This is a genomic window from Devosia sp. Root413D1 (assembly GCF_001425235.1).
Classification (GTDB): Bacteria; Pseudomonadota; Alphaproteobacteria; order Rhizobiales; family Devosiaceae; genus Devosia_A.
Genome location: NZ_LMEA01000009.1, coordinates 1 through 12,535 on the forward strand (window position 1 = coordinate 1; position 12,535 = coordinate 12,535).

Sequence of the window (12,535 nt, forward strand, 5' to 3'; positions counted from 1 at the left end):
CCGGTACCACCGTACCAGCCGAGACAACCGATCCAGCGGACCATCACCCGAACCGGCAAGAACTGCATCGGCAAAACCCAACTGCCCTGTCCGCTTGATCGCCATCGGTCATCAACTCCGCTCTCCATAGTCACGGAATCACACCTGCAGAATTATGCAACAGGCCCCAAGGGGGCGAGGGGACGCGAAACCACCCGCAGTGCCAAGTTGCGGGCCATCTACAAACACCCCCCACATCGTTCAAACTCGATTCAACCCCGACTGAACCGGGCAAGCCCCAGGCAAGCTGTGGGCGCGCAGGCTCACCGCGATGCCCGCCCGCGGGCTTCGGGAGGCGTGATCATGTTCAGCTGGCTGTCGCAGGGTTCGGCGTCCATCGTCGCCTCGCTGCTTTTCATCGTCGTCGTGTTCCTCATCGCCCGGGTGGCGCGGCTCAGCCAGCCGCGCGCTTTGGCGTTAGCTCTGGCGCCGCCCCTTGCGATCGTGGCCGCCCTGCAATATGCCTTCGCCAGCGGCCTGATCTGACCCGTCCCGATCTCGTAGCGCGCTGCCGAAACCGACCTAGCACGCTGATTTTGCTGCTGACCGCGCCCCCGGGGGAAGCGGTTGTTGCCGCTTGACGGCAAAACACAAAAAGATTTCAAGCGGCGCAGTCGCAATCGACTGGCCCGCGTTCGATAGTGGCGCGCGCTAGAGCGAGATCAGGAAAAGTTGTGAGACTTTTCCGGTTCGATCTCGCGACAAAACAAGGACGTGGAGCTGGAGGGCGATCGAACGATCGCAATCCTGCTCCAGTGCCAGGCATGGCATACGACCCGCATCAAGGAGTTCATCATGGCAATTCTCATCGGCGATACCGCCCCCGATTTCGAGGCGGAGACCACCGAAGGTCGCATCCGCTTCCACGATTACATCGACGGCAGCTGGGCCGTGCTGTTCTCGCACCCCAAGAATTTCACCCCGGTCTGCACCACCGAGCTCGGCTACACTGCCAAGCTGAAGCCCGAGTTCGACAAGCGCGGCGTCAAGGTGCTGGGCCTGTCGGTCGATAAGCTCGAGAACCATGCCGGCTGGGCTGCCGATATCGCCGAGACGCAGGGCGCCACGCTCAACTTCCCGCTGATCTCCGACGTCGATCGCGAGATCGCCACCAAGTTCGATATGATCCACCCCAACGCCAATGACAGCCTCACAGTGCGTTCGCTGTTCGTCATCGGGCCGGACAAGAAGGTGAAGCTCAAGATCGAGTATCCGGCCTCGACCGGCCGCAACTTCGACGAGATCATCCGCGTCATCGACAGCCTGCAGCTCACCGCCAAGCACCAGGTGGCGACGCCGGTGAACTGGAAATCGGGCGAAGACGTCATCATCGTCCCCGCCGTCTCCGACGAAGCGGCGCGTGAGAAGTACCCGGAAGGCTGGAAGACGCTGAAGCCCTACCTCCGCATCGTGCCGCAGCCGCGCGCCTGATCAGGGTCAGAGATGTTGAACGGGCGGTCCACGAGGGCCGCCCGTTTTGTTTCAGTATTGCCATGGAGTCCCCCGAAAGCGGGACCTCCGTTTGCGATCGTGCGGCAGGCACAAAAACAGAGGTTCCCGCTTTCGCGGGAATGACTCCGCGGTAGCCGTTAGGGCATGAGCACGAGCGGGCGGTTCTTCGTCTACATCCTCGCCAGTCGGAAGTACGGCACGCTATACACCGGCGTAACCGGCGACCTTCCAGTGCGCATCTATATCCACCGCGAGGATCTGATCCCGGGCTTCTCATCCCGCTACCACGTGCACAAGCTGGTGTACTTCGAACAGCACGACGACCCTTACAACGCCATCACCCGGGAAAAACAGATCAAGAAGTGGCGGTGGGTCTGGAAGATCGAACTGATCGAAAAGGACAATCCCCACTGGGACGACCTGTACGATGGGTTGTTCGGATAGCTGTTGCTTCGCTCAGCCCTGATGGCACCCCACCCACCGGGTCATTCCCGCGAAAGCGGGAACCTCCGTTTGCGAAGCTCGCGGCGCCCCCAGCCTCTGCCGGGGTGACATCGTGGGTGAGGGGAGACCCAGGAAAGCCCTCACTGAGAACCGGCCTCAGGCGTTGCCGCGCAGCGCCCGGTTGATGGCGCCCAGCAGCATGACGATACGCCCCAGCCCCATCAGCGCCAGCCCGCCGACGAACGGCAGCACGGCCCATTGCAGCAGCCGCGCCACGTCGATGAGCGTGGCAACGAGGTCCGAGCCGGGCGTATCGAGCGCCGTGTTGACCATCTGGATCAGGCCGGGCGCCCCGTACCCGGCAACGACGAGCGTCGCCAGCACCGCAATCAGCCCAATAACATAAAGCAATCCCGCAACCATCTTCGCCCCCTCATGGCTTATGCGGGGTAGTTAAGAAGGCCTGAACGACTTCGTCAACGTGCTGCTCAGATTCCCAGCTCGGCCTTGAGCTTGCGCGTCAGCTTGTCGGCGATCAGCCGATGCGATTGGCGGACATAGCCCTGAGCGAGCTCATTCTCGAGCGCGCCCGGCGAAACCCGCACCCACTGGCGCTTGGCGAAGTAAGCCGCCTGCGCAATCCCCTCGAGCTCGGTCAGCCCATCGAAGGCGATCTCGCCGACCTTGAAGACGATATCGCCCGAGGCGTCCCCGAGCAGGCAAAACACCTTGCCGCCGACCTTGGCGACCAGCGCTTCCCATTGCTCGTGCAGCGTCACCCCGGGGAGCGTGGTGACAAACGCGGTGAAGCCGTCGCGATCATGGAGGGTCAAGGGCCGTTCCTGTCAGATCTGGTCGTGCCGGACGAACAGCCGGGTCTTGCGCGAGCGCCCGGCCCAGGCCAGCAGGGCGCCGGGCACCGCCAGCACCGCCCAGCCCGGCATGGCGAAGATCGCCTCCGAGACCGGCTCGAGCACCATGCCGAAGAACCGGCCGGCGAGGAACTCGCGCACCGTGGCGAGGCTCTCGGCATTGAGCCAGGTCCAGTTCTCGGCAAGCGAGGTGAAGATCAGCTGGTTGGCGCCGAGCGAGCGCGTCCCGTCGATGATCAACAGGATCAGCGCCACACCAAGGAGCCAGGTGCCCAAAAGCCTGATAAAAAGCCGCATCGAGGTCCGTCGCGTCCGGGATGCGCCGTGCGGGGTCCCAATGCTCCACCGGCTGCTGGCAACCCTTTTGCCACGCGGTCCGCGCGCGGGACAAGACAACTTTGCCGAGCCTTGACCGCAATCCCCGTCATCGGCGCGTTATGTGCCTTGCGGTCACGACGTCGATGAGTATATTGCGCCCGCTCCGGCAGGCTCAGCCCCCGGACACGCAGACCCGGGCCCGCCCGGCCCGCTGCATGCGGAGAGATGGCCGAGTGGTCGAAGGCGCACGCCTGGAAAGTGTGTAGGCGGGGAACCGTCTCAAGGGTTCGAATCCCTTTCTCTCCGCCATTGCGGCAATCGTGCCTCAACTATATGATTTCATTTAGCTCTTAATGGATCGATGTTGTTGATGGTGCCCCACGATGGTACCCTAAAATGCCTTTTGATATGGCTATCGCCGGATAGCTACCCTGAGCGGAGCTACCGGCTGGGCATGACGTAAGATTGCGTTGATAGGTGAGCGGTATAGTGCCACAAGCGTGGTGTTGTACTTTTGCGCCTACGTCGCGGGTGACTGGAACGGCCAATAGATGTGCTGTTCATATCTATGGTCGCGGGGTGCATACGGGCGTCGTGGCGTGCTTCTGTAGTGCACATGCGTTTTGGCGCATCAAGCGGCGGATTTTGAAATGGCACGCAGTGACCTTCTCCTATCGATAGTCCGGGCCGGAGCGGAAGGCGATCATTCCACCCTTCGTGCTTCAGTCGAGGCTTTGGTCGCGGACGAGCGTGCGAAGAACCACAATGCTCTCGCGGATCGCCTAGCGCGGCTCCTGAACTCGGTGTCGGTTTCCAGCGAGATGACGCAAAGGCGCCAGCCGGCGCCGGGTCGCGATATCGTACTCGAGTCCGAGCCACAAACGCGTTTGGACGATCTGATCTTGCCGCTGCCGGTTATGCATCAGGTGCGAAACCTCATCGAGGAACAGCACCGGTCTGACGTGCTGCGGGCGCATGGTTTGCAGCCTCGCCATCGGTTGCTGCTTTCGGGCCCGCCAGGTAACGGCAAAACCTCTGTTGCCGAGGCTGTTGCTGAAGCACTGGCTCTGCCGCTCTTTACAGTTCGCTATGACGCCCTCGTTGGCTCCTACCTAGGTGAGACGAACACTAGACTGCGGAAACTATTCGACTACGTAAGGACCACTCCCTGCGTCCTCTTTTTCGACGAGTTTGACGCGGTGGGCAAAGAGCGCGGTGATACTCACGAGACAGGCGAAATCAAGCGAGTTGTTTCGTTTCTCCTGATGCAGATAGACCAGCTGCCGAGCTACGTGGTCACTGTTGCCGCCACAAACCATCACGAGCTTTTGGATCGGGCGGTGTGGCGTCGCTTTCAATTGCGGTTGTCTCTTCCCGCACCTGACTGGAGGCAACTAGCTGTGCTCATCGAGCGTCAGTTTGCCAACTGGGATCAGTCTCCCGGTATTTCTTCCGACAAACTTGCGAAGGCACTTGCACCAAGTAGTTTTGCGGAAGTAATTGAGTTCTGTCAGACCGTTCGTCGCCGCCACATCCTGTCCCTAGGCCAACGGTCACTGAAGGCTATTCTTTCAGAGGAAGTAGAGCTTTGGTCAAGCCGGGTCGAACAGCCGTCAAGTGAAAGCGGACCCATCGAAGCCCCTCCTCAAGCTCGACTTGCCCGAGCAAAGCGTTCGCCAGCCGGGTCACGGCGGGGCGACGCCGTCGAGGACGATCATCCGTGATGAGCAAGGCAGGCGCTTAGGCCCGGTCTTCGACCGGCTGCAGCGGGTACTGGCCCAGAATAATCCTGAACTTGCCCTACGACGCGACCCTGCGGGCCTCGCTCCAGAACGGCTGCTGGTGTTTGAGGTGACCGGGTCGGTTACGGACTTTGCGAAGGCGGCTGCCAACATTCCGGGTCTATCCTTTGCGGGTGAGGACACGCTCGATGAGGATGAGGAAGACGAAGAGCCGACCGTCTACCTACTAGTCCCGGACTTGCTGGCTCTCAGGCAAATTCTCGGTCTTTGGCAGCGGTGGCAGCGCGGGGATAAAGCACAGCGCGGCTTTGCTCCTTGGGGTCACCTGTTTTCTAAGCTTCGCGATGTCCGCCCTTGGGGGCCAAGTGATCGCGTTCAGCCTGCAGATAGGTCTCAGTTAGCCGCCGCATATGAGGGAGTTCCGGACAGGGATTTGGTCCGGCTCGAGTGCGAGATGGTCTTTAGGCCGAATGCGGAAAGTGCCGCGCTGGCTGAGCTAGCGGTTCGCAATTCTATCGCCGCAGGAGGTGGACGTGTGGTCCATTCCGCTCGCCATCCCGAGTTCTCCTATCACGCGGTACTTCTTGATTTGCCCGCTAGTGGCGTCAGGCGGATCGTGGAACTCGATAGGAATAGCCTCGCGGGACTAGAGCCTGTCCTTTCCATCTATCCCCAAAGTTTGGGCTCTACTCTCGAAGTAGAGGATGCGGCCGAAGCGGCAGCCCCAGAGCAAGCCGAGATTGCTGAGGAGCCCGTGGTTGCCGTGTTCGATGCGGTGCCTTTGCAAGCTCACCCATGGCTAGCGCCATGGCTGAATGTCGTGGACCCATATGGCTTGGATCAAATCTCCGTTGGTAGGCGTGTTCATGGCACCGCCATGGCCTCCATCGTCATTCACGGCGACAGAAGCGTCCCGCGCCCGCCCATAGGTCGCAGGCTTTATTTCCGCAGCGTGATGTTTGCCCCGGCTGCCGGTCCGTTTGGCCCACCGGCGGAGCGATTTGTTGACGATCGGCTGATTGTCGATGTGATGGTGGAGGCGGTCCGCACCATGAGAGGCGAGGGCGGCCAACGCGTTGTGGTTGTCAATTTGTCCCTCGGAGACACAAACAAGCGATTTGCGGATCGGCTGTCTCCATGGGCTCGTGCGCTCGACTATCTGTCGGTGGAGTACGGCCTTCTTTTTGTCGTGTCCTCTGGGAATGTCCCAGGTGATGTCGACGTCCCAGACTTTCCTGGCACCATCGAATTTGAGAGCGCCCCGGTCGAAGATCGCGCAGCCGGTGTGTTCAAGGCCCTAGATGCGGTGAAGGCGGACCGACGCATACTTTCTCCCTCGGAGAGCATCAACGCGTTGACCATCGGCGCGTGGCACAACGACCCAATGGCACCGGTCGCGTTGCCAAACATGAAGTTCTTCCCATACCCCGACATGCGCATGCCCAATGTGTCGTCCGCGCTCGGCTTGGGACATCGGCGCTCAATCAAACCAGAGGCCCTCTATCCGGGAGGGCGAGAGCATCTGAATCTCCGGCCAGGGAGTGCCCCGGCAACGGTTAGGCCACACGCACATGGCAACGCTCTAGGCGGAATGAAGGTAGCGGCTCCTCCGGGGCCGGGGCAGGCCCTCGGTGCGAGCGCCTGGACTATCGGATCCAGTGGCGCTGCAGCATATGCAACGCACGCGGCTCATAAGCTTCACGATAGCCTTGAGGCCGAGTACGGCGAGGCCTTCGCCGAGCTTCCTAATATTCAGAGGGCTGCGATACTAAAGGCGCTTTTGATCCATCCCGCCTCGTGGGGCGACACACATGACTTCATCATCCGCACGAAATTCCCAGTGCCCCAGAATTGGGAGACCATGCGGCGAGAAGTAAGCAGGCACCTGGGTTACGGGTTTGTGGAGCCGGATGACTGCCAAAGCTGTGCTGCCGACCGCGCTACCATGTGGGCGTCTTCGCGCCTTCTATCGGAGCAGGCGATAGAGTACTCGATCCCGTTGCCGGACGCCTTCAGCACAACGAACTCCTTGAGAGCGGTATATGCCACCTTGGCCTGGTTTTCGCCCGTTCGGCCGGGTCACCAGCTCTATCGGGCGGCCAAGCTCAAGGTGCTTCCCCTGGGAGATGATGCCAGGGCGGTTGCCGGTGTCGCTACTACCATCGAGCCTCCCTATCATCAGACGGAGGCGGGGACAGTCGTTCATCGTAGGTGGGCGGGCACGAGTTTCGGCCATGCCGGTGCGGGCGGTACGATCCGGTTGCAGGTGCAAAGGGAGAAGGATCAAGGGGGCCAGCTTGACGATGCAATTTCCTTCGGCTTGGCAGTGACCGTCTCGATGGATGGCAGGGACGGCATTTACGATGAGGTGCTGACCAGGGTCGCAGTCAAGCCACGTAGCAGGACCGTTGTCGCGATATGACCGCGCCCTCAGCCCAGGATCCCATTGTCGGCAAGCGTGACCTCACGCGCCGATGACTGTTGGCTCGCGAGACACAAGAAACCGTCCGAAGGGGGCTCGACTACCGGAGGCAGCCATGACCTACAAGTGCGTTGTTTGTGGACGCTCTCCGACTGTTCGGTCTCATATCGTTCCGGCGGCGTTTGCTAGAGACCTACGTGATGACGAGCCGAATGTAGTGGTGGTGAACCCTGCTGAAGGAAGCGTGAAGTTCAGCCAAAGTGGAGAGTGGCATCCGGGCTTGTTGTGCGACCAACACGAACAGGCGCTTGGTGTGTTCGACGACTATGGGGTCAGATTTGCTCGGTCACTGAAGACTTACGGGGTCACGGAAAACACGATGGCCGTTTCGGTTAAGAACGATCGGCCCGAACGCCTAGCGGGCTTCGCCTTGGCGGTGATCTGGCGCTGGCACTGGAAGCATCGACTGAATATCGGCGAAAGCCCCTTGGGCCCCTACGAATCGCCATTGCGGGAGCATCTTCTGGGGTCATCACCGTTTCCGGTTTCTTTGATTGTGACGAAACCCAACGTCACGATCGAAGGAATACCAGCCCCAATGGCGGCCGACCCTGTGCGAATACGTTTCGCCGGACGGAATTCCTACATTCTCCGCTTCGGAGTAATGGACATGATCGTCCGAATGGATCGCAACAAGTGGCCGGCGGAAATCGAAGCTCACGACACGAGCGAACGTTCACCGGCGCACGTCTTGATTGAGCGCACGAAGGATATCCGAGGGATTCCTGCATTCCGACCGCTTATCGAAAGGTTCGGCGGCACGGCGTAATCAGCTCACCACCGCGACCGAGCTGGGGAGCCTAAGCTGTGACCGGCAGGCTTGGCGGGCGGAGGTCGCATGGCCCAATCAGCGTCGGCACGCCAATCGTGGCTCGGCGCAAATCCAGAACCCTAGGTCCATAGGATAGTTTAGGTCGCCCCGTGCCCTCGGTCCGGCGCTCTCTCGCCAATCCATCTGTGGCCCACCCGCAACAACGCCGCCACAACTGCATCCCTCCACCCATCAAGTCATCATATGACTTGATATAGCCGAGTAATAACTCTTGGAGGTCGATTCGTGTTCCGTTCGTTCATGTTGTGCGTTAGCGCCCTGGCGCTGGTTTCGGGGGCTGAGGCTGCTGATCTGTTCATCGACACTGCGTATGAGGCGCCCGTTGCTGAATCCTATGGCCTCCGCGGGGTGGTTGAGCTTGGTGGGCTCGGCCGCATGGCGCAGGAGGACGGCGGCGATTTCAGTAGTTTCGGCGGGCTCTATGGCGCCTTCGCCATCGAAGGCCAGTACGATGCGCTGGTGCTCGGGCTCGATGGCTATGGCGAGTGGCTGGCGATCGAAGACAGCGATCCGAACGTCACCAACGGCAATCTCGGCGTGCTCGGCGCGCAGGTCGGCATGCGGATGGACAATTGGTATCTCGGCGGCTTCGGCACGCTTGCCACCTATCCCGATGCCGAGACCGTGGATCAGTTCGTCGGCTATGCCGCGGGCGTCCAGGCGGCAGTGGATATCGATAGCGCCAAGCTAGTCGGCCGGCTCGGCTATGCCTTCGCCCCCAACGACGATTTCGACAATGACGACGAGGGCTTTGTCGGGCCGTTCGCCGAAATCGGCGCGGCCTATGCCCTGTCGAGCGATTTCGCCGTGATGGCCAATGTCGGCTATGGCTTCAGCGCCAACTTCGACGTGTCCAACGATCCGGGCGAATATGTGAACTGGGGTCTCAAGGCGGCTTACCGGCTGCCGGGCGATCTCAACCTCAACCTCGTCGCCTCCTATGAGGGCATGCACGCCTTCGACCAGGACGACGAGTCGAACACCACCCATACCGTAAAGCTCGGGATCTCGATCCCGTTCGGCGACGAGGGCACCGCGATCGATGCGTTGCGTCCGCTGGCGAGCCCGACCGCGCCGTTCCGCGCTTCGGTCTCGGCCGACGTCCTGTAACCGCATCCGACCGACGACCTGAAGAGGCCGGCGCCTGGCGCCGGCCTTTGACTTTTGCGGGCCATGCGCCGAGGATTCGGCGGCTGGCGCTGAGTCTGGGGCAGTGCGGCGCCTCCATTTACGGATCAGGCCTGATCAGCTAATTGCTGGTTGATGGTTGATCGTCAGCAATCGCGGAGGGCTTATGGCCAAGTTGACTAGCCTGAAGTCCGAAAAGCGCCTGCTCGATCGGCAGGCCGCCGATGGGATTCGCACCCACATTCTCGAGGGCATTCTGCCCGCCGGCGGGCGCTTGCTCGAGACCCAGCTGTCCGAGGAGCTCGAGGTCAGCCGCGGCACGGTGCGCGCCGCGCTGGCGCAGCTGGCGCGCGAAGGGCTGGTGCAGCAGGTGGCGTTCACCCGCTGGCAGGTGTCCGAGACCTCGCCGCGCGATGCCTGGGAGCTCTATACGCTGCGCGCCGCGCTCGAAGGGCTGGCGGCGCGGCTGGCGGCCGAGCACGGCGTCGCCGCCGACCACAAGCGGCTCAAATCTACCGTCGCCGAACTGACGCGCGCCGTGAAGGACAAGCGCTTCGAGGATGTGACCGACATCGATTTCCGCCTGCACCAGGAGATCGTCGAGATCGCCAAGCACCGGCGGCTGGCCGAGCAGCATGGCTTCATCATGCAGCAGGTGCGCTTCCACATGGTGCATTCGGGGTTCTTCCCCAAGGACTATGCGGCGCTGGTCGATGAGCATGCGGCGCTGATCGGCGCAGTGATCGAGCGCCAGCCCGATCTCGCCGAACAGCTGGCCAAGAGCCACAACGAGGCCGAGGTGAAGCTGCTGGCCGCACACACCGAAGAGAACCCGCGCACCGTAACCGCTTCCTGAGGTGCTGAGCTAGGGATTCCGGCCCTGTGCACGCTGCGTTAGCCGCAATAGGGTGACGCTGGGTATGCGAACCCGGGCGCTGCAAGTCCCCCCAACTCGGTGTCATCCCCCGCGAAAGCGGGGACCTCCGTTTGCGATCGCGCAACGGCCAAGAAAACAGAGGTTCCCGCTTTCGCAGGAATGACCCGGTGGGTGGGGCGCGACCTAGTGCATATGCGCGAAGGTGGGGGATATCTCGGCCTCAGCGGATGCAGCGGCATCCCACTAGGTTCCCGCCTTCGCGGGAATGACCCCGGCGGTGCGCTGAGCCGCTGTGCTTCGCCTTATGGTGGTTTCGCTAGCCGGCAGGGTAGAAAATCCGGCTGGTCTTCGCGCTGCTGATTGCTGACAATCGACGATTAGTGTGATTGTCTCTTCCCGAGGAGAGACGCTCATGGCTGGTCAGGTCGCTGCGGTGCTGCAGCTGAAGCCCGGGGACGAGGTGGGGATCGCGCTGCGTGATCTCCATGCCGGCGAGGCGTTGGCGCCCTTTCCCGGCGTCGCCGCCACCGACATCCCGTTCGGGCACAAGGTGGCGCTGGTGGAACTTCGGCCGGGCGCCGCGGTGCACCGGTTCGGCCAACCGATCGGACTGGCGCGTCAGGCGATCGCCGCGGGCGCGCATGTCCATCTCCACAATCTCGGCTTCGAGACCTCGATGGCCGGCCATGCCATAGGCACCCGGCTCTCCAACGCGCCGCTCAGGCCGAAGGCCGAGATCCCGAGTTTTGACGGCATCGTGCGCGTCGATGGGCGGGTCGCGACCCGCAACTATGTCGGCGTGCTCACCTCGGTGAACTGCTCGTCGCTGGTGGCGCGGATGATTGCCGATCATTTCCGCGATCCCCTGCGGCTCGCTCCCTATCCCGGTGTCGATGGGGTGGTGGCATTGACCCATAAATCCGGCTGCAGCGTCGCCGACGGCTCGATGTCGATGTCGATGCTGCGGCGGACGCTCGGCGGCTATGCCCGTCACCCCAATTTCGCGGGCGTGCTGCTGGTCGGACTGGGCTGCGAGGACAATCAGATCGACCAGCTGATCGACGAGGAGCAGTTGGAACTCGGCGACGAACTCAACAAGCTGGTGATGCAGGAGACCGGTGGCACCCGCACCTCGATCGGCCGCGGCATCGAGCTGGTCGAGGCGATGCTGGAGCGTGCTGCCCAGGCCAAGCGTCAGCCGGTGCCGGTGAGCGAGATCATCGTCGGGCTGCAATGCGGCGGCTCGGACAGCTTTTCCGGCATTTCCGCCAACCCGGCGCTCGGCGCCGCGGTCGACCGGCTGGTGGCCTCGGGCGGTACGGCGATCCTCGCCGAAACGCCGGAGATCTACGGCGCCGAGAACCTGCTGCTCGAACGCGCCGTGACCAAGGACGTGGGCGAGAAGCTGCTCGGCCTGCTCGACTGGTGGGAGGACTATACCCGCAACGAGCCGCAGGGCTTCGACAACAACCCTTCGCCCGGCAACAAGGCCGGCGGGCTCACCACCATCCTCGAAAAATCCCTCGGCGCGGTGGCGAAGGGTGGCACCACCAACCTCACCGATGTCATCGGCTACGCCCAGCCGCTCGCCACCAGGGGCCTGGTCTTCATGGATTCACCGGGGTTCGATCCGATGTCGGCGACCGGGCAGGTGGCGAGCGGCGCCAACCTCATCGCCTTCACCACCGGACGCGGCTCCTGTTTCGGCTGCCGGCCATCGCCCTCGATCAAGCTCGCCACCAACACCGCGATGTTCCGGCGCATGGAAGAGGACATGGATATCAATTGCGGCGCCATCCTCGATGACGAAGCCTCGATCGACGAGATGGGCGAGCTGGTGTTCCGCGAGATGATCGCCACCGCCTCGGGCAAGCCGACCAAGAGCGAATTGCTGGGCTATGGCGAAGACGAGTTCGCCCCCTGGCACGTCAATGCCTGGCTGTAGGAGTTTCGCAGATCAAAGAGAGTTTCACGGATGATTGACCCAAACTCGATGTCATCCCAGCGAAAGCTGGGACCCAACTCACCGCCAGCGCCAGCCGATGGCTGGGTCCCAGCTTTCGCTGGGATGACAGCCGGTGGGTGTGGCGAGCGTTGAGTCCAAGCACCTCGCTGCCGCCGAGGCGTGAACGCTCAAACCACCCGACTTCAGGAGATACCGCAATGCCGATGATCAAGGTCGAGCTGCTCAAGGGGCGCAGCATCGAACAGAAGCGCGAGTTCGCGGAGATCGTGACGCGCGAGACCGCCCGCATCCTCAAATGCCGGCCGGAGGTCGTCGACATCGTCTTTCACGATATCGAGCCGCATGACTGGGCCAATGGCGGCAAACTCAATTCCGACAAGTAG

The 12,535-nt window shown here is 62.1% G+C and carries 13 protein-coding genes and 1 tRNA gene; 11 read left to right on the plus strand and 3 right to left on the minus strand.

Annotated elements, in window-relative coordinates; all coding sequences use genetic code 11:
* Nucleotides 1-342: 342 nt before the first annotated feature.
* The 3 genes from ASC89_RS12070 to ASC89_RS12080 all read left to right on the plus strand — a co-directional run bounded on the left by ASC89_RS12070 (nucleotide 343) and on the right by ASC89_RS12080 (nucleotide 1,935).
* Complete coding sequence (locus tag ASC89_RS12070; RefSeq protein WP_055873375.1) at nucleotides 343-525, plus strand: hypothetical protein; 183 nt, start codon at nucleotides 343-345, stop codon at nucleotides 523-525.
* Between the two features lie 309 nt (nucleotides 526-834).
* Entirely contained in the window at nucleotides 835-1,470 is a 636-nt protein-coding gene (locus tag ASC89_RS12075) for a peroxiredoxin (RefSeq protein ID WP_055875875.1), read from the plus strand.
* A gap of 165 nt (nucleotides 1,471-1,635) precedes the next feature.
* Nucleotides 1,636-1,935, plus strand: a complete 300-nt coding sequence (locus ASC89_RS12080) for a GIY-YIG nuclease family protein (protein ID WP_055998077.1) — start codon at nucleotides 1,636-1,638, stop codon at nucleotides 1,933-1,935.
* Nucleotides 1,936-2,091: 156 nt separating this feature from the next.
* Here ASC89_RS12080 and ASC89_RS12085 read toward each other — a convergent pair whose 3' ends face one another.
* The 3 genes from ASC89_RS12085 to ASC89_RS12095 form a co-directional block, all read right to left on the minus strand.
* Nucleotides 2,092-2,346 carry a hypothetical protein gene (locus ASC89_RS12085; protein ID WP_156384597.1) on the minus strand — a complete coding sequence of 85 codons (255 nt, stop codon included), beginning with the start codon at nucleotides 2,344-2,346 and terminating at the stop codon, nucleotides 2,092-2,094.
* Nucleotides 2,347-2,423: 77 nt separating this feature from the next.
* Nucleotides 2,424-2,768, minus strand: coding sequence for an MmcQ/YjbR family DNA-binding protein (locus ASC89_RS12090; RefSeq protein ID WP_055998080.1), 345 nt, complete (start codon nucleotides 2,766-2,768; stop codon nucleotides 2,424-2,426).
* Nucleotides 2,769-2,780: 12 nt separating this feature from the next.
* The gene (locus ASC89_RS12095; RefSeq protein ID WP_156384598.1) at nucleotides 2,781-3,104 is read right to left on the minus strand and encodes a hypothetical protein; all 324 of its coding nucleotides are present in this window, start codon (nucleotides 3,102-3,104) and stop codon (nucleotides 2,781-2,783) included.
* A gap of 240 nt (nucleotides 3,105-3,344) precedes the next feature.
* Here ASC89_RS12095 and ASC89_RS12100 point away from each other — a divergent pair.
* From ASC89_RS12100 to ASC89_RS12135, 8 genes are all read left to right on the plus strand, one after another.
* A tRNA-Ser gene (locus tag ASC89_RS12100) sits at nucleotides 3,345-3,434 on the plus strand.
* 341 nt (nucleotides 3,435-3,775) lie between these two features.
* Nucleotides 3,776-4,849 carry an AAA family ATPase gene (locus ASC89_RS12105; RefSeq protein WP_055998082.1) on the plus strand — a complete coding sequence of 358 codons (1,074 nt, stop codon included), beginning with the start codon at nucleotides 3,776-3,778 and terminating at the stop codon, nucleotides 4,847-4,849.
* Nucleotides 4,850-4,967: 118 nt separating this feature from the next.
* Complete coding sequence (locus ASC89_RS12110) at nucleotides 4,968-7,289, plus strand: S8 family serine peptidase (protein ID WP_156384599.1); 2,322 nt, start codon at nucleotides 4,968-4,970, stop codon at nucleotides 7,287-7,289.
* 115 nt (nucleotides 7,290-7,404) lie between these two features.
* On the plus strand, nucleotides 7,405-8,118 hold the full coding sequence (locus tag ASC89_RS12115) for a hypothetical protein (protein ID WP_156384600.1): 714 nt from the start codon (nucleotides 7,405-7,407) through the stop codon (nucleotides 8,116-8,118).
* Nucleotides 8,119-8,406: 288 nt separating this feature from the next.
* Nucleotides 8,407-9,291, plus strand: coding sequence for a hypothetical protein (locus tag ASC89_RS12120; protein ID WP_055998091.1), 885 nt, complete (start codon nucleotides 8,407-8,409; stop codon nucleotides 9,289-9,291).
* 184 nt (nucleotides 9,292-9,475) lie between these two features.
* Nucleotides 9,476-10,165: a GntR family transcriptional regulator gene (locus ASC89_RS12125; RefSeq protein ID WP_055873344.1), complete on the plus strand. Its 690-nt coding sequence runs from the start codon at nucleotides 9,476-9,478 to the stop codon at nucleotides 10,163-10,165.
* Nucleotides 10,166-10,598: 433 nt separating this feature from the next.
* On the plus strand, nucleotides 10,599-12,131 hold the full coding sequence (locus ASC89_RS12130) for a UxaA family hydrolase (RefSeq protein ID WP_055998094.1): 1,533 nt from the start codon (nucleotides 10,599-10,601) through the stop codon (nucleotides 12,129-12,131).
* Nucleotides 12,132-12,349: 218 nt separating this feature from the next.
* Nucleotides 12,350-12,535, plus strand: a complete 186-nt coding sequence (locus tag ASC89_RS12135; RefSeq protein WP_055873337.1) for a 4-oxalocrotonate tautomerase — start codon at nucleotides 12,350-12,352, stop codon at nucleotides 12,533-12,535.

What these genes read in the sequence shown, in the direction of transcription:
- ASC89_RS12105 (WP_055998082.1), top strand. Translation starts at nt 3,776, where the DNA reads ATGGCACGCAGTGACCTTCTCCTATCGATAGTCCGGGCCGGAGCGGAA.
- ASC89_RS12115 (WP_156384600.1), top strand. Translation starts at nt 7,405, where the DNA reads ATGACCTACAAGTGCGTTGTTTGTGGACGCTCTCCGACTGTTCGGTCT.
- ASC89_RS12070 (WP_055873375.1), top strand. Translation starts at nt 343, where the DNA reads ATGTTCAGCTGGCTGTCGCAGGGTTCGGCGTCCATCGTCGCCTCGCTG.
- ASC89_RS12095 (WP_156384598.1), bottom strand. Translation starts at nt 3,104, where the DNA reads ATGCGGCTTTTTATCAGGCTTTTGGGCACCTGGCTCCTTGGTGTGGCG.
- ASC89_RS12125 (WP_055873344.1), top strand. Translation starts at nt 9,476, where the DNA reads ATGGCCAAGTTGACTAGCCTGAAGTCCGAAAAGCGCCTGCTCGATCGG.
- ASC89_RS12075 (WP_055875875.1), top strand. Translation starts at nt 835, where the DNA reads ATGGCAATTCTCATCGGCGATACCGCCCCCGATTTCGAGGCGGAGACC.
- ASC89_RS12135 (WP_055873337.1), top strand. Translation starts at nt 12,350, where the DNA reads ATGCCGATGATCAAGGTCGAGCTGCTCAAGGGGCGCAGCATCGAACAG.
- ASC89_RS12130 (WP_055998094.1), top strand. Translation starts at nt 10,599, where the DNA reads ATGGCTGGTCAGGTCGCTGCGGTGCTGCAGCTGAAGCCCGGGGACGAG.
- ASC89_RS12080 (WP_055998077.1), top strand. Translation starts at nt 1,636, where the DNA reads ATGAGCACGAGCGGGCGGTTCTTCGTCTACATCCTCGCCAGTCGGAAG.